The following is a 21,191-nucleotide window of genomic DNA, read 5'->3' as shown; positions in this document are numbered from 1 at the left end:
TCGGTCATGCAGCTCTATGATAAAGCACCGTTGGCCTTTGGTGATAATTTTGGTCGGGGAGGTCAGGCAGTCTACAGCGCGCTTGGTTTACGAAGATCTCTGAACCAAATTAAGTCTAACAAGTGATGGATGAGATGAAAACCAATTCCACTCTAAATTACAGTTGATAATGAAAATTATTATCATTTATAATAAAGGTACATTAGTAAACCTCTGCTACATATATGTTATCGGATGTATGGCAGAATGATGACCTTGTAAGGCCTTTGTTCCGGGTGAGGCTGGGATTGGAGAGTATGTGATGCAATTAGACGAACAGATGAAATGCTGGAATCATGCCGCTGTTAAGGTTCTGGATATACGACGAATCGTTATGGAGGCAGGGGCACAACTGAGTTCCTACACACTTCCGGCAAATGCTTTTATATATACGATTCGAGGCTCGGCTGACCTCCAAATGGATGGTAGAGCTTACAATGCAGAGCGATTTTACATGCTTCATGGGGCCAAAGGATCTTCACTGGATATCCAAACCAACGAAGATTTTGAATATATTCTGCTCTATTACAGAGCATTTCTTGCCTTTCCTAGTTATCGCAAAAAGTGGTTATTGGCACAGCCGGAAGTTGCACCGTTCTCTTTGCAATATGGATTTACACCGAGTAGTCCGCTGGGGTTATTACGTTACCTTGATGAGCTTGAGGGTGCATGGATTCAATCTGGCAGTCTGGATCTGCTTCATACAAAAAGTTTATTTTACCAGTTCATTCATGAAATGATGGTTCAATTGGCAGAGCAGGAGATCAAAACAGAGCTTGCTGACCCGGTGAAACAAACACTTCGTTATATACAGAATCATTATAGGGAACAGGTCACGCTTGATTTCCTGGCTGAACAATTCAACTACAGCTCCCGACATTTATCCATGCAATTCAAACGACAGACGGGTTACAGTCCTATTGATTATTTAATTCAGACCCGAATCGCCAAGGCTCGGAATCTGCTTGTACGATCTGATGCAACGCTGAGTGAAATTGCAACAGAAGTGGGTTATTCGGATGTGTATTATTTTAGTCGTATTTTCAAAAAACATGTGGGGATCTCTCCGATTCAGTATCAACGAAAGATAAGAGAAGAAGCGAGAACAGAGGATCGTCCATTGGTAATCTCTGAATCGTCCATTGGCCGAAGATGGAAGTCGGGATATATTGATTATGAGAATCATTATCAATATATAGACGGAGGGTCTACACCAATGAAAAGAAGAAAAACAAGTTCCAGTATGATTATGGTTGCATTATTGAGCATAACGATGCTCCTCGCAGCCTGCTCTTCAGGTACAGCAACAACACCAACAGCTGGCGAAGGAACGGGTGCCAGTTCCAATAACAGCAGTACGGCAGTATCATCAGATACAGGAAGCCAGACGAACAAAGACAATGAAACACGTACGGTCTCAACGGTTAAGGGTGACGTAGTTGTTCCAGCGAATCCGAAACGGGTTGTTGTATTGTATCTCCAGGGGGATGTCGTCGCACTTGGAGTTAAGCCAATCGCTACCTCAGATGTATATGAAGGGGCTGCATACAAGAGTGAACTAGAGGGTGTAAACGCATTGGGTACCTGGTTTGAACCGAATCCTGAAGCTGTCATTGATCTTGATCCGGATCTGATCATTGTTCCTTCAGAAGAGACGTATACCTTATTAAAAGATATTGCACCTACGGTATATATTCCGTATGAGAAATTGACTACAGAAGAGAGACTTCATGATATAGCAAGTATCTTTGGCAAAGAACAGGAAGCCGAAACGTTAATCACCAATCTCAACAACAAAGTCGAAGAGAGTAAAAAAACTCTTGCAGATGCAGGCATTCTGGACAAAACAATCTCCATTGTGGAGGGTGGTTTGAAAGGTATGGTTATTGTAGAGAGCAAACAATTTGGCCGTGGATCTCAGGCGGTATATGAGTACTTGGGAATGAAAGCACCCGAAGTCGTGCAGAAAAAAATCGACGTGGTTTCGGACGCGGCAGGCTCCACGATCTCCATGGAAGTCCTTCCTGAATATATCGGAGACTATGTGTTTCGCTCTGTGTATGAAGGGGCAGATAACTTGACGGATAATCCAATATGGAGCAGTATCCCAGCGATCAAGGAAGGTCGTCTGATTGAGATTGATTTCGATTTCTTCTATTATTCGGATATCTATTCGATTAATAAACAACTTGATTTTGTCGTTGAAAAGCTGTTGGCGGCACCAAGAGCGCAATAGTAAAGAGCAGATGTGTTCGTGAAATTTTTGTACAAGAAATGTTTGTTTTTTAGCCATTGTATTTTGATAAGATTACCATTAGACTAGAATTTAAGTGATAATGAGAATCGATATCAAATACTCGATGTTCTGGATCGAATTAACGGAGGTATTTTTAATATGAATCAGCAGTTGGAACTTTATGATGTAACCATTATCGGCGGTGGCCCTGCGGGCATGTACTCTGCCTTTTATAGCGGCATGCGAGATATGAAGACCAAGTTGATTGAGGCACGTGACAGATTGGGAGGTCGCATGCTCTTTTATCCGGAGAAAATGATCTGGGATGTCGGGGGTGTGACGCCAATTCTGTGTGAAGATCTGATCAAACAATTGGAAGAACAGGCAAGAACTTTTGAGCCAACCCTCGTATTTGAACAACAGATCGAAGGATTCGAGCGTCAACCTGATGGCACGATTCTGTTAACTTCTGCAACAGGTGAGCAACACTGGACACGTACCGTCATTATGGCAATCGGATATGGTATATATAAAATGGCTAAGCTGGAGCTTGAAGGTGCAGACCGCTATGAGGTTAGCAATCTGCACTATACCGTGCAGGAACTAGAACCATTCCGTGGTAAACGCGTGCTGATCTCGGGTGGAGGCGACTCTGCTGTGGATTGGGCGAATGAACTGGAAGCCCTGGCAGAGCAAGTTACGGTTGTGCATCGTCGTGACCGCTTTGGCGGGTTGGAGCGTAATGTACTGCGTATGAGAGAATCCTCTGTTGATGTCCGTACACCATATGCGGTAGAGACCTTGCATAGTATGAGTGGTGATGTGATTGAACAGGTGACCATCTCACACGTGGACACAGGTGAAACTGAACTGCTTGAAGTCGATGCTGTCATTGTAAACCACGGCATGAAGAGTGACTTTGGTCCAATCCGGGATTGGGGACTTGATCTTGGCGAATGGCATGTCACTACAACGGAGAGATTGCAAACCAATATTCCTGGTGTTTTTGCCGCAGGTGACTTTGTAAATTATGGTAGCAAACTGTACCTGATTGCAGGTACTTTCACTGATGCAGCCCTAGCGGTAAACAGTGCGAAGCTTTACATGGACCCTGAAGCGGAAAAAGTGGCTTATGTTTCTTCCCATAACAGTCGCTTTAAGGAGAAAAATAAAGCCCTTGGTGTTGTAGAAGAATAAAGGTCTGTGATCGGTTATATTAAGATGACTTCGGGTTAATCCCGAAGTCATCTTTTTTGTATAAAATGGGTAATAAGAAGGCATAATGGCACAAGATAGAACACGCTTAGAATTGAACATGAACCACCAAATGTCTATAATAAGCCTGAGAAACTGTAGAATGACACTATATAAGTTGAAATAATCATTTAAACGATAACGGAGAGGACAGAAAAAATCTGAAAAAGCGAAGCGGTCGCCTAAAAGCTTTCTGAAAGAAAGCTACATCGGAAGCATACGCTATCACCGGATTTTCCCTTGAGAAAAAGGGAATCGAAAAAATCTGGGGATAACAGCGATTGGAAGATTGTTCTGTCATCGTAGTGCCAGTGTAAATAAACTTTAATTCAACTTATATAGATACAATAACTAGATCAGAGTGGAGTGCAGCGTATGAAAAAGGGATCACAGCCACAACGAGGTTTCACCTTCATCCAGCGGTGGTTCAAACGATCTGATAAAAAAAAGATCAAATGGTCTGAAATGTATCTCGCACTGGCTGGCGCGCTTCATCGCTTGTTGGTTGAAGGGCGGCGTGAACGTTCAGCAGCCAAACGGCTGCATCAGGACTTGCCCATTAACGCGTTGGGCGAATTGAAGCTAGAGCCAGGGGATATTGTGTACACGCCAAGCTCGGAATCAACGTATTACGCCGGGCATATGGGCATTATTGGTCTCGACGGCAAGGTGTATCATGTGCACCCTTATGGGCCTGTATTTGCTGATTCATTAGAGTGGTATCTCACGCGGTTTTATGAAGGTGATCGCTTCATTGTATTTCGCTCCAGATTGAATGAGGCAGGCATGAAAGCAGCCGGGTGGGTACATGACCATTACAAGCAGGTAAAATTCTACCGTTTGCAGACCAATCTGCGCAGTATTGAGCGCAATTACTGTTCCAAGTTTATATATCAGGCCTATCAATTCACCTCGGGACTGGATCTGTGGAGCCGCAAATTTACCCGAATGAATCAGGGTTATATCTATCCATTTCGAATTGAGCGCTCTTCAGAGCTGGACGTTCTGGGAACTTTTTATAAATAAGGTTGGATCCGACTGAAATACTGTTCTTCCGAAAATAAGGAGAGCAGGTTCTGTCGGTTTTTTTTGTATGTGTAGAGATTAAAAACAGGAAAAACGCCCAAAACGTCGAATAGATTATGGGATAGGCACGCACAACTTGGAATCGTATACATAAAAAAAGGCGAAATGATTTTTAGCCCAGAGCACAAAAATGACTACGAAGTAGACGAACAAGAAAGAGTGAAGCGAGATGAAATGGCCGGGTTTCTTACAACGATTCCGACCGAACAAAAACGTGGTTAAGCTATCGGACTATATCCCAAAAAAGGAAAGGAGGCACTACTGTTCCATATGCAAGAAAAACGTTAAAGCGGTCGTGCATTATGCGGCTCCACAGGGAAATGTTTCAGGTGTATGCAGTTCTTGTAAGTCTTTGGCGGATGAACGAGGAATGTTTCCCATTTAATAAGAAGAGATGCGCTCAGGAAATAACAATTCTTTGATTTATGCGCGTTTTTGTAGTACATTAGCAAATGTATTCGAAGGAGGATTCTAATGTACTCAGGTAGACAAGACGATACTTTATACATCATGACCTACACCTTAAACAGCGGTATCAAGGGTACGGTTCCACTGTCTAATAAGCAGATTATTGAGTGGCTGGATTGCTACAGAAATGAGAAGCGCTTCGTGACCGAAATTGGCAAGGAGTTTTTTGGATTGAATGCAGGATTGGTAGCAGATTTCAAGGTTCAAAATCATTTATCGGATTATCAGCAGACCATTATGCCTACACAGCAGCAGGATAACCTGGAACGCTTGTCCAGTGCCTATAAATCAACCGAGTTATTAATGAAGATTGATTGTAAATGTGGCACGGCTTATGTGACGGAATCCCCATACAAGCGTACAAAATGGTACTGTACAAAGTGTAAAGAGATTGTATTTTTGGATGCCAAAAAAGGAATGGTGGAAACGTCGCGTGGTGACGCTTACTACATGACCAACAAATATTTTGTTTCCCGGGACTAGCGGGAAGTGACTCTAGAAGCATCGCTGCGAAGCGGTGCTTTTTTGTGCGAATATTTACTCTATAACAAAAAAAGCCCCAAGGGGCCTTTTTGGAAGATATCTAAGATCTTTTAGAAATTATGATGAGCATTCAACTTTGTGAGGAGGAATGAAGCAGCAACGACAGCGTGGCTCGTAAGCTTCTGAATCACCAATCATGACAACCGGACCCAAGGTAACAGGCTCCCCATTGACGATACGTTGCGTAAAGGCTGCATCCGGGCTGCCACATACCGCACAGAAAGCCGAGAGTTTCTCAATGTCATCTGCCATGGCAAGCAAACCACCGACATATCCGAATTCCTTACCACGGTAATCCATATTAAGTCCGTCCACAATGACATGTTTGCCACAATACGCTAACTCCGAGACAAGTTCCATAATGGCACTGCTGAAAAATTGTACTTCATCAAATGCAACAACATCAGCATCTATGGTTTGGTTCAAGATCATTTCTACGGATTCCGGGGTTAATTGCCGGGGAATGGAATGGGCAGGGAGTCGATAACCAATTCGGCTTACGATCTCGTCTTGGGCAAACCGATCATCCTCGGCTGGTTTGTAGGCCACAACCTTTTTACGGCCAAATTGTATTAATTTCTGACAACGGCGAATGAGTTCACCGGATTTTTCACTGAACATGGGTCCAGTAATTACGGTAATACGTCCTGTTTGCACGGTGCTGCTACTCCTCTCACATACGGGATTCAACAAAAAAAGCGACCTTTACAGAGTACCACAAAATCTTTGAAAAGAGCCAGAACTAATCTGCGCAGCTTTGTGTTACTATATGGATTGTTAAGGTATTGGTTACGGCAGCTAATTAACAGGAGTTGTGAAAAGAGGTGTTTAGTATGAGTGAAGCATTAACATCACTGCAAGCGCAATATGAAAGCCTGAAAGAACAGGGATCTCTAAATGAAGCGGCGCAGGCATTATTTGCAGAACTGTTCGCAGAAGCGGAGAGACTGCAGGCAAGTAACCTTACATTGCGTAGAACGATCTTGAAGTCTTCTTCCAAAGAATCACGTATGTCTACCAAACTGCGGGATGCATTATACGAATGACCCGGAGATTACTCCGGGTCCTCTTCTGTCTTTAATTTGCGAGGGAATAGAATACCTGCTGTAATTCTGGCAATCATGGCAAAGGTGAGACCAATGCCTGCAAACATGTAAATTACGGTAAAGGCTTTGCTGAATCCGGTGGTTGGCACAAATTCAGGATGTCCCACCGTAGTCAGAGTAACCGCACAGAAGTATAACGCATCGATCCAGTGCAGACCTTCAACACGAGTGTAAAATAAAGTGCCTGACAGCAACGTTGCTGCCGTTAACGCGAACAGAGCCAGAAACTTGGGGTCTTTGAACGCATGGAAAATGCCTTTGAGCAATCGTTGTAACGTGATTAGAAATGATACCATGATGATCCATCCTGTCTATGTAAAGTAGGCGATGTGTTGTATAAACACACAAAAAGCCCGGACTCATGGAGTCCTTCCGGGCGTCTCTGCTTTTTCGGGTACACTTTTGGACCGGAAACGGGGACCTACATAATTACGCTTACGGTCACGGAACAGGATCCAGCCTCCCAGAAAACTCATACCTGCGGCAAAAAGGACAAGTCCACCGCCAAAGGAGAGCCATTGGAAACCTGGTGAAATTAGTTCGTTCCCGTGCTCGGCATAATATAGGAACAGGGCATCTTTCATCATCAGAAAACCCTTCATTGCCATTAAACCGGGGATGACCAGAACAACAATCGCCAAAAAACGCGCAAAGACCAATCTTGTATTCATGAGCATTATACCCTTTCTGCCAAAGTCGACATTAAATAAAGGTTACGCTTACAGATCATACCTGATTCCATCATAGCTTGGAATGCATGGGCTGTCCATGTGTGATTGCTCCAAACTTTGAGTTGACCGCTCAAGGAGAGTACAATGGCATATAGAGGGTATAAGCCAAACCATGATTTAAGCCATCATAAATTATATTGAAATTTGATTCATAGAGGAGAGCATGAGAGATGCCAATTACATGTGATGTTGCAATTCTTGGAGGAGGGACCGGTGGATATGTAGCCGCGATCCGGGCTGCACAGCTGGGAAAACAGGTCGTTATCATTGAGAAGGACAAGCTTGGCGGTACCTGTCTGCATCGTGGCTGTATTCCGAGTAAGGCTTTACTGAAAAGTGCGGAAGTATACGCCGAGATCCAGGAGAGCGAGACGTATGGTATCGAGACAGCTGGAGCTACACTTGTATTTCCCAAAGTACAGGCACGCAAGGATGCAATTGTCGAACAGCTTCATCAGGGCGTTCAGTATTTGATGAAAAAAAATAAAATTCAGGTTGTACACGCGAAAGGTCGCGTCATCGGACCATCCATCTTCTCACCGCAGAGCGGAGCAGTCGCTGTGGAGTTTGAAGATGGAGAGATGGATACGGTAGTTCCAACCAATCTCATCATTGCCGCTGGTTCGCGTCCTCGTGTGTTGCCGGGCCTGGAACCGGACGGAAAATTCATAATGAGCAGCGACGAAGCCCTGCGTATGGATGAACTTCCTGCATCACTCATCATTGTCGGTGGGGGCGTGATTGGACTGGAGTGGGCATCCATGCTGAATGACTTTGGTGTAGACATCACAGTAGTAGAAGCAGCCGCTCACGTGTTGCCTGCCGAGGATGAGGATGTTGCCAGAGAAATGCAGCGATTGCTCGGCAAACGAGGTGTTCGTTTCCTAACAGGTGCCACTGTTCTAACGGAAACATATAACACAGATCAAGAGGGCATCCAGATTGATGTGCAGCTTGGTGAAGATAAGCAGGAAACGCTGAGAGCGGAGAAAATGCTCGTATCAGTTGGACGTCAAGCTAATGTCGAAAATATCGGACTTGAAAATACAGATATCAAACTGGAGCGTGGGTTCATCGCTGTGAACAAACAGTTACAGACCGGTGAAGGTCACATCTACGCCATTGGTGACTGCATCGGCGGTTTGCAGCTTGCACATGCCGCAAGTCATGAAGGCATTCTCGCTGTCGAACATCTGGCGGGCAAAACGGTACATGCTGTAGAATCCCACCGTATCCCGCGCTGTGTGTACACACGCCCGGAAGCAGCAAGCATCGGATTCACCGAGCGTGAAGCCAAAGAACGTGGCTATGACATTAAAACAGGCAAGTTCCCATTTTCGGCCATTGGCAAATCGCTTATTCACGGAAGTCGGGATGGATTCGTGAAGGTGATCGTAGATGCCAAGACGAATGATATATTGGGGGTACATATGATTGGCACCCATGTGACGGAATTAATCGCTGAGGCTTCTCTGGCTCAGATGCTGGATGCCACACCTTGGGAAGTCGGACAAACCATTCATCCGCACCCTTCTCTGTCGGAAATTATGGGTGAAGCCATGTTGGCGGTCGATGGAAAGGCCATTGGAATGTAAGTCAAACAAGCTTATGAGAAAGGTCCTTTCCTTTTTTGGGTAAAAGGGATTATAATAAGGTTAAGCCAAGTCTTAGTACCAGGTTATAAGATCGGGTAGTAAGAGTGGCACAGGCTCTGATTAAAAGGAGGTACCTCATATGAGTTCACAAGGTACTGCAGACGCGGTCCACCGGCATCAACAGCTGGGACTTAGCGATGGTGAAGTATTGGATATGTACAAATACATGCTGCTCGCGCGCAAGTTTGACGAGCGTTGCTTGCTCTTGCAACGGGCTGGCAAAATTAACTTTCACGTATCCGGTGTAGGACAGGAAGCTGCGCAAGTAGGCGCTGCTTTTGGTCTGGATCGGGATCACGATTATTATTTACCTTATTACCGCGATTACGGTTTTGTACTGGCGGTAGGCATGACTCCGCGTGAGTTGATGTTGTCTGCTTTTGCGAAGGCAGAAGATCCGAATAGTGGCGGTCGGCAAATGCCGGGTCACTTCGGTCACAAAAAGCTGCGGATTGTGACGGGTTCAAGCCCGGTTACAACACAGGTTCCGCACGCTGTTGGATTTGCACTGGCTGCCAAAATGAAGAAGCAAGAATTTGTTTCTTTTGTTACTTTTGGCGAAGGATCAAGCAATCAGGGTGACTTCCATGAGGGAGCCAACTTTGCAGGTGTGCATAAATTGCCTGTCATTATTATGTGTGAGAACAATCAATATGCAATTTCGGTACCGATTCACAAACAGTTGAGCGGCAAAATATCCGATCGAGCACAAGGATACGGGTTCCCCGGACTGCGTGTAGATGGTAACGATGCATTAGAAGTATATGCTGCAGTGAAGGAAGCGCGTCGCCGTGCAATAGCCGGGGAAGGCCCGACACTGATTGAAGCGATGATGTATCGGTTGTCACCGCATTCCACCTCCGATAATGATCTGGCTTACCGAACCAAAGAGGAAGTTGAGGAGAACTGGAAGAAAGATGGCGTTCCTCGCATGAAGAACTACTTGATCGATTGCGGCATCTGGGACGAAGCCCGGGATGCGGATCTGGCTTCCCAGCTTGCGATGGAAATGAAAGAAGCAACTGAATATGCAGACAACGCGCCATATCCTAAACCTGAGGACACTCTGACGCACGTTTATGCGGACAGCGAAGAAGGGGGACGGTAAGTATGGCAGTGATGGAATATATTGATGCAATCCGTCTCGCGATGAAAGAAGAGATGGAACGGGATGAGAATGTTTTTATCCTTGGTGAAGACGTAGGTCTCAAAGGTGGTGTGTTTACCACAACTAAAGGGCTGCAAGATCAGTTTGGCGAAATGCGAGTGATGGACACACCTTTGTCTGAATCCGCTATTGCAGGTGTTGCCATTGGTGCAGCGATGTATGGCATGAAGCCGATTGCCGAAATGCAATATTCGGACTTCATGCTGCCGGCAACCAACCAGATCATTAGTGAAGCGGCGAAGATCCGCTATCGTTCCAACAATGACTGGAGCTGTCCGATTGTTATCCGTGCGCCGATTGGTGGCGGGATCTTCGGTGGGTTGTATCACTCCCAATGTCCGGAATCGATTTTCTTTGGTACACCTGGTCTGAAAATTATAGCTCCCTACTCGGCATACGATGCCAAGGGACTGCTCAAGGCCGCTATTCGCGACCCGGACCCGGTACTCTTTTTTGAAAATAAAAAATGCTACAAACTTATCAAGGAAGATGTGCCTGAAGATGATTACATCGTTCCGATTGGTAAAGCCAACGTACTTCGTGAGGGTGCGGATATTACAGTGATCGGTTACAGTCAGCCGCTGCATTTTGTAATGCAGGCTGCTGAGGAGCTGGAACGTGAAGAAGGCATTACAGCACACGTTCTGGATCTGCGCACATTGCAACCGTTGGATCGTGAAGCGATTATTGCTTCCGCTCGTCTGACAGGCAAAGTGCTGATCGTACACGAAGATAACAAAACGGGTGGTGTAGGTGCCGAAGTTGCTGCGATTATTAGCGAGGAATGTCTGTTTGAACTGGATGCACCGATTCAGCGTCTCTGCGGACCTGACGTGCCGGCCATGCCAATTAGCCCAACATTGGAGAAATTCTACATGCTGAGCAAGGACAAAGCCAAAGCAGCAATGCGTACACTTGCCGAGTTTTAATTTCGTTTTTTGGATCGTTTAAAAGTAAAGTTTGGAGTGATAATCAAATGGCTGAACGTATGAAATGGATCGAGGTCATTATGCCGCAATTGGCGGAATCGCTGGTCTCGGCTACCATAGGCAAATGGTTGAAAAAACCGGGCGACCGTGTGGAACAGTACGAGCCGATCTGTGAAGTAATCACTGATAAAGTTAATGCCGAGATTCCATCCACTGTGGATGGAATTATGGGTGACCTTTTGGTGGAAGAGGGCACAACGATTGCTGTTGGTGAAGCAATCTGCCGCATGCAGGTCGCAGCTTCTGACGAAGAAGCGGCTGAGCAAGTAACACAAGTATCGCAGCAACAGGAGCAAGTGCAGCAACATGCTAGCCACACTCCTGTTGCCGCCTCAAATACAGCAGCACATGACCCGAACCAGCCGATGCGCAATCGGTATTCCCCGGCAGTGCAATCCTTGGCAGCAGAGCATGGTTTGAACTTGCAAAGCATCCAAGGCACTGGAGCCGGTGGTCGTATTACCCGCAAAGATGTGCTGGCATTTGTTGCACAGGGAGGTAACGCGGTTGGATCGTCTGCACAAGCATCATCTGCAGCAGCACAGCATACACCTTCTGGTGTGCCGTCTGCTTCTCCATTCAGCGGAGTGAATCGTGGAAATGGAGAAATGGGTTTAACCGCTGGAGAAGCGATCTCAGCGTCCGATGCAGGTGTTCCTGTGAGACATTCAGGCATTCATCTAACCGAAAGCCCGAAAATTCCACAGATCGAAGTGGAAGGTGGCGGCCAGGGAAGATCGGAGTATTTCATCGATGTTACCCCTGTGCGTAATGCCATTGCCCGGAATATGCGTCAAAGCGTATCTGAAATCCCGCATGCATGGACAATGATTGAAGTGGACGTAACAAATCTTGTGATGCTGCGCAATAAACTCAAGGATGAGTTCAAGCGTAAGGAAGGCATCAATCTGACATATCTGTCATTCATGATGAAGGGAGTCGTTAACGCGATTAAAGACTACCCAATCATGAACTCGGTATGGGCAGTGGACAAAATTATCGTCAAACGGGACATTAACCTGTCCATGGCGGTAGGAACCGAAGATTCCGTACTTACACCCGTAATCAAACATGCCGATCAGCGAAATATTGCAGGTCTGGCCCGTGAAGTGGATGAACTGGCTCGCAAAACACGTGAAGGTACGTTGAAGCTGGACCATATGCAAGGTGGTACGTTCACGGTGAACAACACAGGTTCATTTGGTTCGATCCTGTCCCAGCCGATCATTAACTATCCACAGGCAGCGATTCTTACATTCGAGTCGATTGTCAAGAAACCAGTGGTTATTAATGATATGATCGCTGTTCGTTCGATGGCTAACCTGTGTCTGTCGCTGGATCACCGAATCCTGGATGGTGTAATCAGCGGACGTTTCTTGCAACGTGTCAAAGAAAACCTTGAAGGATATACCATGGAGACCAAGGTGTATTAAGTAAATAGTTGTCGGGGAAGTGTATGAGCCGGAGGCCGTGCACTTTTCCTGCTGTCTACGGACAGGTGCTCAATTGTACACTGAACCTGAAGCAGAAGGGTGTGGGAAATCATGAGCAAGCCGCTGGATGTTGCATACATACCAATGCTTGATTATGAAGAGGCTTGGAACCGCCAGAAAGCGATTGTGCAGCAATTGGACGAGGGCGAGGGAACGGAGCAGATGCTGCTTTTACAACACCCGCCTACGTATACGATCGGCTCACAAAATCATCCGGAGCATCTGCTTCTCAGTCCGGAAGAGTTGCGTGAGCAAGGGATTTCTTTGTTTCAAATTGACCGCGGCGGTGATATTACTTATCATGGCCCGGGCCAGTTGGTAGGTTACCCGTTATTGATTCTTGGTCGGGATGAAGACCTGGATCTGCACGGCTATTTACGGAAACTTGAGCAGGTACTTATGGATTATCTCGCAGACCAGGGCATCGAAGCAGGACGCAAAGAGGGTTACACGGGTGTGTGGATTGGCGATATGAAGATTGCTGCAATTGGCATCAAGTTTAATCGTTGCAAAAACCGCCGCGGTTTTGTAACCAGTCACGGGTTTGCTTTTAACATCAGCTCAGGCATTCAACATGCAGGTTTTCAGGGGATTGTTCCTTGTGGGATTGAGCAGTATGGCGTTACCTCACTGGAGGATATAACGGGCAAGTCTTATTCGGTGGAGCAGGTAGCGCAGGAGATTGTTCCGTACTTTAATCGTATTTTTCCATATCAAATTAATTGGATCACGGAAAAAGAAGCCCTTCAACGTCTGTAAACAGTTCGTCGAAAGGCTTTAGGTTGCTATCCGAACAGCAACGGTTCGAGAGCTATGAAAAGGGTGGACCCGATCATGGCAATCAGCATGAGATAGATGATGATTTTGAACCATTTCTTTTTTTGCATGATGAGAGAACTCCTTTCAACATAAAGTGTATGTTCAAAAAGACTGGTTTTCAGTACCAAGAAGATGGGATGAAGCTAGAAATGGAGTAGCGGAGCGTAGGGAAAACTACGTGAGCAACGGACATTTCGGCTGAATTCCATATTCGATGCTGATGATGCCGCCAGGCATCCTTCGTAATCAAAAGCAGACTTTTTGAACAACCTCATAAAATAAACAAGCCATAGTAATTGTATTGTACCGTATCCACGAGAGGGAGGAAAGTCCTATGATTAAACAACAACGTGTTATCGATCAGTTCATGGAACTGGTGCAGATTGATAGTGAAACGAAAAATGAACAGAACATCTCGAAAGTGTTAAAAGAACAGTTTACAGAGCTTGGTCTTCATGTCTATGAGGATGATACCATGGAGCAAACCGGACATGGCGCCGGAAACCTCGTCATTACCTGGGAAGCCGAAGGAACTGAAGGGGTTGCACCGATCTTTTTCACATGTCATATGGACACCGTGACGCCGGGACAGGGAATCAAGCCTGAACTGGGTGAAGATGGCTGGATCCGCAGTGATGGAACAACGATCCTGGGAGCAGATGACAAAGCAGGGATTGCGGCATTGTTCGAAGCGATTCGTGTGATCCAGGAAAACAAGATTCCACATGGTAAAATTCAATTTGTCATTACGGTCGGCGAAGAGTCTGGCCTGGTGGGCGCACGTGCCATGAATCCTGAAGATATCGATGCCGAGTTCGGTTATGCGCTGGATTCTAATGGAGCTGTAGGCACGATCTGTGTTGCTGCACCAGCGAGAGCTGAAATTCAAATGAGCATCTATGGTAAGTCTGCCCATGCGGGCGTGAATCCGGAAGACGGGATCAGCGCCATTCAGGTAGCAGCCAAAGCAATTGCAGCGATGACACTGGGCAGAATTGATGATGAGACGACAGCGAACATTGGTAAATTCCAGGGTGGATCAGCACTCAACGTGGTATGTGACTTTGTACAACTTGAAGCGGAAGCTCGCAGTATTGTGCAGGAGAAAGTTGAATTGCAGGTTGCACAGATGCGTGACGCGCTCGAAACAACATGTCGCAAATACGGTGCTACAGCTGAATTCAGAAGTGAGATCCTCTACCCTGCATTTGGCTTCCATGATGAACACGAAGTTGTACAGCTTGCACAGCGTGCCATCCGCAGTATTGGGCTGGAGACAAGTACGTTTGCATCCGGTGGTGGCAGTGATGCCAATATCTTTAACGGATTCGACCTTCCGACAGTGAATCTGGCGGTAGGGTATGAGGATATTCATACAACCAAAGAACGCATTCGTGCTGAAGATATTGTGAAGTTGTCCCAGGTGGTCGTAGCTATTATTCAGGAAACGGTAGCTGGCAAGAAATAACGTGTACTTCTTAGACAAAAGTCCGAACCCGGTTTGTACGGATTCGGACTTTTTGTGAATTCATGTTATATTTCAAGGGAGAAGACTCGGTAATATTGGATGAAAATCTATCCATGGCTTAATAAATCAATGCTCCATTGATTTCCGTCCAGCGAGCAGATCGACTAACTTGGCATCCGGGCCCCACTCGCGCAACCATTGCTTGAGTATGAGCTGCACTTGCCGGGCTTGTCCTACCACGTGTACGGATTTAGGCGTCAAATAACTGTTCATCAAAATTCCCCCTGATTTGTTTATATTTACTGTGAGAGTTCTATACGCTCACCATATGCCCCAAATCAGAAATTTATACATTAACCGAATATATAAATTGAGCTAATCCTTTACACAAGAACGGAGAGGACAGAAATAACCAAGAGAAGCGGAGCGTTCGCCAAAAAGCTTTCTGAAGGAAAGCTGCATCGTAAGCATAAGCTATCACCAAATTTTATCTATTAGTGAAAGAAATCAAAAAATCTGGGGATAACAGCGATCGAAGGGTTGTTCTGTCATCGGAGTGGTTAGTGTAAATATTTTTAGTCAATTTATATATAATCCAACGATATGGAGTTGAAGAACAAATGAAACCAAACCAATCTGCCCAATCCATCCACGCGGCGCAACCTGCCAATCCAAAACTGGATGAAGTGACCGTATCCACTAAGCCAATCTTCGAGGGCAAAGTGATTTCACTTCAAGTCGATACCGTTAAACTGCCAAACGGCCAGACGGCGACACGTGAGATAATCCGACACCCTGGAGCGGTAGCTGTACTTGCTCTGAATGGGGATCGCATGCTTGTTGTGGATCAGTATCGTCAGGCAATGGGACGTACCGAAGTAGAGATTCCTGCGGGGAAACTGGACCCGGGTGAAGAACCGGAGGTTGCAGCAGCACGTGAATTGCGAGAAGAGACGGGATATGTGGCCAAGTCGCTACGTCATTTGCGGTCGTTCTATACTTCACCGGGGTTCGCAGATGAAATCATTCATCTCTACATCGCAGAAGAGCTTGAAGCAGGGGACATGGCGCTGGACGAAGATGAATTCCTTGAAGTATCCGAGATCACACTGGAGGAAGCTTACGCTCTCATGGACGAGAACCGGATTAGTGATGCTAAAACGATGATGGCTGTGTACGCGTGGGACCTTTACAGAACGACAGGACGGTTCTAGGCATGCAAGACCAACTGAAAACGTCCACGATGTGGGAGCCCTGTTATACAGACCTGCATATTCACATCGGACGAACCTCTCGCGGTGAGGCTGTTAAAATTAGTGGCAGTCGGGATCTGACATTTGAGAATATTGCCCGGGAAGCTTCGGAACGTAAAGGAATTCATTTGCTTGGTGTTATTGATTGTCATTCTCCAGTTGTACAGATGGATATTGAACAATTGCTGGAGAGTGGTACCATGTCCGAGATTGAGGGCGGCGGCATTGCCTACCAGGACACCACCATTCTGCTGGGTACAGAGATTGAGCTGCGCGAGCCTGGAATGCGTGAGTTCCATATGCTGGCGTACTTCCGTGATCTGAAAACAATGAAGTCCTTCACGGACTGGATGAAGCGTTATATGAAAAATGTGAACCTCAGTTCTCAGCGTGTCTACGTGCCCGCTTTAGAGATGCAAGCCGAGATTAAGGCACGTGGTGGGCTTATTGTGCCTGCACATGTATTTACACCGCATAAAGGCATCTATGGTAGTACTGCGCCCCGTATGAGCGATGTGCTGGATACTAGTCTCGTGGATGCGGTAGAGCTGGGGTTAAGCTCGGACTCATCCATGGCCAGTTATATTCGGGAGTTGGATCATGTACCTTTTCTGACCAATTCGGATGCTCATTCACTCGGGAAGATTGGACGGGAGTATAACGAACTGCAAGTTGCTGCCCCTTCTTTTGATGAATTCCGTATGGCACTTCAAGGAGAAGCCGGCAGGAGCATTGCGGCCAATTATGGACTGAATCCAAGGCTGGGCAAATACCACCGTACCTACTGTGCAGCATGTGGCAGCATTATGGACGAGCAAGCGATGTCAGCAGAGCGCTGTCCGCACTGTGGCAGTCTGAAGTTGGTTCAGGGGGTGTTGGACCGTATTCTGTCGATCTCTGATCGGGAGAGTCCTCATGTCCCTGCAAACAGACCGGCCTATCATTATCAGGTACCACTGGAGTTCATCCCCGGACTTGGCAAAGCCAAACTGCGCCAGCTACTGGACCATTTTGGTACAGAAATGAACGTACTTCATCGCACGCGTGAGGAAGAGCTTACTGCGGTTGTTGGACCTGTGCTAGCAGGCTTAATTGTGGCTGCACGGAACGGACAACTGGTGCTGTCCTCCGGAGGTGGCGGCACGTACGGAAAGGTTGCTGTTCAGGAAAAAGCTTCGGAGTGACCCGTGTAAATACTCCTAGGTTCAACAGATAAAGCTTCACTTCACGTAGAGCCAATCTGGACAAGAAGTCATACAGGTGCATTCCGGTTCATAAGAATGACTATGAGGATGTAACTGAGAATCCTTGCAGCATGATACCGGAAAGGGGATTCGTACCTGTATGCGCTCTTCCTACTTAACATTTAAAGGTCAGACTTCGTTATATGTATTCGTGGCTGTCTTGTTTCTGGTCGGCGTCATTTTTGGCGCGCTCATGGTGAACGCATTGTCTCTTGAGCAACGTCAGGATCTGGAGGGTTATCTGGGCAATTTCTTCATGACTGTGCAGCACAGTGCACAGGTGACAGAGACCGGGGCATATTGGGACATTGCCATGCTTCATCTGAAATGGGTAGGTCTGATCTTTATTCTGGGTTTATCCGTCGTTGGACTACCCGGTATACTGGTTCTGGATTTTTTGAAAGGTGTGCTCATTGGATTCACAGTAGGGTACCTTGTTGGACAGTATTCCTGGAAAGGGCTGCTGTTTGCACTGGTGTCCGTGGCACCGCATAATTTGTTCGTCATTCCGATCCTTCTGGTCTGCAGTGTGGCGGCGATGACGTTCTCGTTATACATCATTCGCAATCGTGTTTTGATGCAGCGAACACCTGGTCGACAAAGGCCTTTTGCTTCATATATAGTGTTAACTTTGGTTATGGCTGCATTGCTGCTCGGCGTGGCGTCTTTTGAAACATGGGTTACACCTGCGATGATGCGTTGGGTCACGCCAATGTTACTACCGGCCTAACGTGCACCGTATAGTGTAAAATGTTGACTTTAATTACGCACTCCCCCTATAATGAAAAGAGTGGGTTAAGTTGCAGTGTGCAGTGATTTCCTAGGGGGAGGGAGAAAATGGAAGCACGGATTGATAAAATTAAGCAGCAACTACAGTCCCAAGGATATAAATTAACGCCCCAGCGGGAAGCCACCTTAAGAGTACTTCTTGAGAATGAAGAAGATCATCTGAGCGCAGAAGACGTATTCATGCTCGTTAAAGAAAAGGCTCCCGAAATCGGTCTGGCAACCGTGTACCGTACCCTCGAACTGCTGAGTGAGCTGCATGTTGTAGAGAAAATCAACTTCGGCGACGGTGTAGCGCGTTATGATCTGCGCGGAGATACATCCAAGCATCACCATCATCACTTAATCTGTGTTCAATGCGGAAGTATGGATGAAATACGTGAAGACTGGCTTGGACCGCTTGAAGAGCGTTTGGAGCGGGAATTCAACTTTTCGGTAGTAGATCACCGACTGGACTTTCATGGAATTTGTTATCGTTGCAAAGCTAAAAATGAACAGAAACCCAAAGATGAAGAATAACATAGCATATCTTCAAGCTCTCACCGGCGGTTTTGACGGGAGAGCTTTTTTGGCACCGGACATGATCTGGAGTTTCCCCCGAATGGCATAAACCTCTGTTTATGGACATACCCTGATTCAAGGACAATACCGGATTCGAATCAGGAGGGGACGCGCCCATGATTATATCAGTGCGGAGAGGGCTCCGTTTTATTCGATTTATCATAGTTTTTGCCGCATTAGTTTATCTGTTCTATCATGTTCTGGATCTGTTTAATGGCTGGATCTCACCTGTGGATCAGTATCAGATGCCAACTGGCAATGCAATCAAAGTATTTCAGGAAATGGATTGGCCGGGTAATGGAGAAGGACGTCCTACAATGGCAGAGCGTCTCCGTTTGTTCTATTGGTACGGGGAGTAGCTTCAAACAGCCAGGGATGCAAATACGGGAGCAGTCTGCCAGAGCGGCAGATCTGTCAGTTGAGGAGCGTTGTACATGAAACAGACGATACATGCCTATGCCTTATACTTGGAAGATGATAAAGGGATGTCGAGCAGCACGCTTGAATCGTATCTCCGAGACGTGGACAAGTTCATTGAATTTGCAGATAAGGAATATGGCATACGCGAAGCCGATCAGGTCAGACGCACACATGTCGTCCTGTTTGCAGGTCAGCTCAAACAGGCAGGACGTGCCAATGCAACCATTGCCCGCAGCATCGTATCTCTGCGCTCCTACTTTCATTTTTTGATGCGGCGGGGTGATATTATACAGGACCCTACGTTTGATGTGGAAGCTCCCAAGGCGGATAAGACGCCACCACAGGTGTTAAGTATCCAGGAGATCGAACAACTGCTGACAGCGCCTGATATTCGTTCACCGCAGGGTGTGAGAGATCGAGCCATGCTTGAACTGTTATATGCTACAGGCATTAGGGTCTCGGAACTGATTGCCCTTGACATTCGGGATGTTCAGCCTGGCATGCGCTTTATACGATGCGGTGGGGCGGGCAAGGAACGTATCCTTCCCATCGGTGCACCAGCAGCACATTGGGCAAGTGTATATGTGGAGGAATTCCGCAACAAGTTGCTTAAAACCGATTCGGACGAGCAGGCACTATTCGTGAATGTATCTGGCAGACGTTTAACCCGGCAGGGCTTCTGGAAGCTGCTCAAAAAAGCGGCGGTGGACGCAGGAATCTCAGAAGAAATTACACCGCATACGCTGCGTCACTCCTTTGCAGCACACCTGATTGCCAATGGGGCCGATACACGTGCGGTTCAAGATATGCTGGGTCACGTGGAGCAGCCTGGACAACAATATGGCAATCATGGTCGCAAAACCATGAAAGAAATCTATGAAACCCATCATCCGAGGGCAAGATAGATTTTGACGCATGGCATTCACAAATAAATGCGGAACATTGGGCCGATTTAGGATAAAATAAATTGAATACATCCAAACGCCGTTATACATAAGACGGATCGTTTCAACTCAAGGAGGAACATACATCGCATGACAGCATTAAACCAACAAATGATTTCGGAAGCAGCATCTTATATTCAAACCAAAAGCTCCATCAAGCCGGAAGTCGGTTTGATTTTGGGTTCAGGTCTTGGCGTACTGGCAGAACTGATTGAAGATGGCGTAAGTATTGCTTATCAGGATATTCCACATTTTCCGGTGTCCACAGTAGAAGGACATGAAGGTGAACTATTGGTCGGAACCATTAAAGGTCGTCCAGTCGTGATGATGAAAGGCCGTTTCCATATGTATGAGGGATATGGTCCGGAATTGACAGCTTTCCCGGTACGGGTTATGAAAGAATTGGGTGTAAGTAGCCTGCTTGTAACCAATGCTGCAGGCGGTGTGAATACGTCGTATGAAGCTGGAGACTTGATGCTGATCTCTGATCACTTAAATCTCACAGGCAAAAATCCACTGATCGGACCAAATGACGCTGCACTGGGCGTGCGTTTCCCTGATCTGTCCGAAGCATATAGCCGCCGTTTGCGTGCGCTGGCGAAGGATACGGCCGCGTCACAAGGTTTTAACGTACGTGAAGGGGTATACGCAGGTATGCTTGGTCCGAACTACGAGACACCGGCAGAGATCAGAATGCTGCGTACATTGGGCGCAGACGCAGTGGGCATGTCCACTGTATCTGAAGTGATCGTGGCACGCCACGCAGGCCTGGAAGTACTCGGTATTTCCTGTATCAGCAACATGGCTGCCGGAATTCTGGACCAGCCGCTGTCACATGATGAGGTGATGGAAACGACGGAACGTGTGCGTGAGTCGTTCCTGGCGCTGGTATTGGCGGTTATTCCACAAATGTAAGCAAGATTTGAGT

At 46.6% G+C, this 21,191-nt stretch carries 23 protein-coding genes; 18 read left to right on the top strand and 5 right to left on the bottom strand.

Annotated features, from left to right (window positions below; genetic code table 11):
* The first annotated feature begins 301 nt into the window (after positions 1 to 301).
* The 4 genes from J2X75_RS24690 (at position 302) to J2X75_RS24675 (ending at position 5,566) form a co-directional block, all read left to right on the top strand.
* Positions 302 to 2,275, top strand: a complete 1,974-nt coding sequence (locus J2X75_RS24690) for an AraC family transcriptional regulator (RefSeq protein WP_310341152.1) — start codon at positions 302 to 304, stop codon at positions 2,273 to 2,275.
* 159 nt (positions 2,276 to 2,434) lie between these two features.
* Positions 2,435 to 3,472: an NAD(P)/FAD-dependent oxidoreductase gene (locus J2X75_RS24685; RefSeq protein WP_091018114.1), complete on the top strand. Its 1,038-nt coding sequence runs from the start codon at positions 2,435 to 2,437 to the stop codon at positions 3,470 to 3,472.
* Positions 3,473 to 3,904: 432 nt separating this feature from the next.
* The gene (locus tag J2X75_RS24680; RefSeq protein ID WP_307410539.1) at positions 3,905 to 4,555 is read left to right on the top strand and encodes a hypothetical protein; all 651 of its coding nucleotides are present in this window, start codon (positions 3,905 to 3,907) and stop codon (positions 4,553 to 4,555) included.
* 534 nt (positions 4,556 to 5,089) lie between these two features.
* On the top strand, positions 5,090 to 5,566 hold the full coding sequence (locus tag J2X75_RS24675; protein ID WP_017687614.1) for a hypothetical protein: 477 nt from the start codon (positions 5,090 to 5,092) through the stop codon (positions 5,564 to 5,566).
* Positions 5,567 to 5,683: 117 nt separating this feature from the next.
* Here J2X75_RS24675 and J2X75_RS24670 read toward each other — a convergent pair whose 3' ends face one another.
* The gene (locus tag J2X75_RS24670; protein ID WP_062835251.1) at positions 5,684 to 6,283 is read right to left on the bottom strand and encodes a thymidine kinase; all 600 of its coding nucleotides are present in this window, start codon (positions 6,281 to 6,283) and stop codon (positions 5,684 to 5,686) included.
* Positions 6,284 to 6,459: 176 nt separating this feature from the next.
* On the opposite strand from J2X75_RS24670, the gene J2X75_RS24665 reads away from it, so the two are divergent.
* Entirely contained in the window at positions 6,460 to 6,672 is a 213-nt protein-coding gene (locus J2X75_RS24665) for a hypothetical protein (RefSeq protein WP_124116173.1), read from the top strand.
* 8 nt (positions 6,673 to 6,680) lie between these two features.
* Here J2X75_RS24665 and J2X75_RS24660 read toward each other — a convergent pair whose 3' ends face one another.
* Together J2X75_RS24660 and J2X75_RS24655 are read right to left on the bottom strand one after the other, a co-directional pair.
* Positions 6,681 to 7,028 (bottom strand): potassium channel family protein, encoded by a 348-nt coding sequence (locus J2X75_RS24660; protein WP_036607883.1) that lies wholly within the window; start codon positions 7,026 to 7,028, stop codon positions 6,681 to 6,683.
* 63 nt (positions 7,029 to 7,091) lie between these two features.
* Positions 7,092 to 7,409 (bottom strand): DUF2627 domain-containing protein, encoded by a 318-nt coding sequence (locus J2X75_RS24655; RefSeq protein WP_017687618.1) that lies wholly within the window; start codon positions 7,407 to 7,409, stop codon positions 7,092 to 7,094.
* Positions 7,410 to 7,633: 224 nt separating this feature from the next.
* Here J2X75_RS24655 and lpdA point away from each other — a divergent pair, with 224 nt between their 5' ends.
* From lpdA to lipB, 5 genes are all read left to right on the top strand, one after another.
* Positions 7,634 to 9,058, top strand: coding sequence for a dihydrolipoyl dehydrogenase (gene lpdA / locus J2X75_RS24650; RefSeq protein ID WP_310341139.1), 1,425 nt, complete (start codon positions 7,634 to 7,636; stop codon positions 9,056 to 9,058).
* Positions 9,059 to 9,197: 139 nt separating this feature from the next.
* Positions 9,198 to 10,226, top strand: coding sequence for a thiamine pyrophosphate-dependent dehydrogenase E1 component subunit alpha (locus J2X75_RS24645; RefSeq protein WP_036607878.1), 1,029 nt, complete (start codon positions 9,198 to 9,200; stop codon positions 10,224 to 10,226).
* 2 nt (positions 10,227 to 10,228) lie between these two features.
* Positions 10,229 to 11,215 (top strand): alpha-ketoacid dehydrogenase subunit beta, encoded by a 987-nt coding sequence (locus tag J2X75_RS24640; protein WP_017687621.1) that lies wholly within the window; start codon positions 10,229 to 10,231, stop codon positions 11,213 to 11,215.
* Between the two features lie 47 nt (positions 11,216 to 11,262).
* Positions 11,263 to 12,708 (top strand): dihydrolipoamide acetyltransferase family protein, encoded by a 1,446-nt coding sequence (locus J2X75_RS24635; protein WP_310341134.1) that lies wholly within the window; start codon positions 11,263 to 11,265, stop codon positions 12,706 to 12,708.
* A 111-nt stretch (positions 12,709 to 12,819) separates the two neighbouring features.
* Positions 12,820 to 13,527, top strand: coding sequence for a lipoyl(octanoyl) transferase LipB (gene lipB, locus J2X75_RS24630; protein ID WP_397384230.1), 708 nt, complete (start codon positions 12,820 to 12,822; stop codon positions 13,525 to 13,527).
* Between the two features lie 26 nt (positions 13,528 to 13,553).
* Here the strand turns inward: lipB and prli42 are convergent, their stop codons facing one another.
* Positions 13,554 to 13,655 (bottom strand): stressosome-associated protein Prli42, encoded by a 102-nt coding sequence (prli42, locus tag J2X75_RS24625; RefSeq protein ID WP_017687624.1) that lies wholly within the window; start codon positions 13,653 to 13,655, stop codon positions 13,554 to 13,556.
* A gap of 266 nt (positions 13,656 to 13,921) precedes the next feature.
* Between prli42 and J2X75_RS24620 the strand changes: the two genes are divergently transcribed.
* Entirely contained in the window at positions 13,922 to 15,055 is a 1,134-nt protein-coding gene (locus J2X75_RS24620; protein ID WP_310341129.1) for a M20/M25/M40 family metallo-hydrolase, read from the top strand.
* A gap of 126 nt (positions 15,056 to 15,181) precedes the next feature.
* Here J2X75_RS24620 and mciZ read toward each other — a convergent pair whose 3' ends face one another.
* Entirely contained in the window at positions 15,182 to 15,328 is a 147-nt protein-coding gene (mciZ, locus tag J2X75_RS24615) for a Z-ring formation inhibitor MciZ (protein WP_310341126.1), read from the bottom strand.
* Positions 15,329 to 15,675: 347 nt separating this feature from the next.
* Between mciZ and J2X75_RS24610 the strand changes: the two genes are divergently transcribed.
* The 7 genes from J2X75_RS24610 (at position 15,676) to J2X75_RS24580 (ending at position 21,178) form a co-directional block, all read left to right on the top strand.
* Complete coding sequence (locus J2X75_RS24610) at positions 15,676 to 16,269, top strand: NUDIX domain-containing protein (protein ID WP_307534687.1); 594 nt, start codon at positions 15,676 to 15,678, stop codon at positions 16,267 to 16,269.
* Between the two features lie 2 nt (positions 16,270 to 16,271).
* Entirely contained in the window at positions 16,272 to 17,492 is a 1,221-nt protein-coding gene (locus J2X75_RS24605; RefSeq protein ID WP_310341123.1) for an endonuclease Q family protein, read from the top strand.
* Positions 17,493 to 17,652: 160 nt separating this feature from the next.
* Positions 17,653 to 18,282 (top strand): stage II sporulation protein M, encoded by a 630-nt coding sequence (spoIIM, locus tag J2X75_RS24600; RefSeq protein ID WP_307534691.1) that lies wholly within the window; start codon positions 17,653 to 17,655, stop codon positions 18,280 to 18,282.
* A 107-nt stretch (positions 18,283 to 18,389) separates the two neighbouring features.
* Positions 18,390 to 18,857, top strand: coding sequence for a ferric iron uptake transcriptional regulator (fur, locus tag J2X75_RS24595; RefSeq protein ID WP_036607866.1), 468 nt, complete (start codon positions 18,390 to 18,392; stop codon positions 18,855 to 18,857).
* Positions 18,858 to 19,015: 158 nt separating this feature from the next.
* Positions 19,016 to 19,258: a DUF4227 family protein gene (locus tag J2X75_RS24590; protein WP_310341118.1), complete on the top strand. Its 243-nt coding sequence runs from the start codon at positions 19,016 to 19,018 to the stop codon at positions 19,256 to 19,258.
* A gap of 75 nt (positions 19,259 to 19,333) precedes the next feature.
* On the top strand, positions 19,334 to 20,224 hold the full coding sequence (locus J2X75_RS24585) for a tyrosine recombinase (protein ID WP_105599514.1): 891 nt from the start codon (positions 19,334 to 19,336) through the stop codon (positions 20,222 to 20,224).
* Between the two features lie 129 nt (positions 20,225 to 20,353).
* Positions 20,354 to 21,178, top strand: a complete 825-nt coding sequence (locus J2X75_RS24580) for a purine-nucleoside phosphorylase (protein WP_310341114.1) — start codon at positions 20,354 to 20,356, stop codon at positions 21,176 to 21,178.
* Positions 21,179 to 21,191: the final 13 nt, after the last annotated feature.

This window comes from Paenibacillus sp. 2003, from assembly GCF_031455635.1.
GTDB lineage: Bacteria > Bacillota > Bacilli > Paenibacillales > Paenibacillaceae > Paenibacillus > Paenibacillus amylolyticus_B.
The sequence above is the reverse complement of the archived record's forward strand: the minus strand, read 5'-3'. Positions and strand labels throughout refer to the sequence as shown.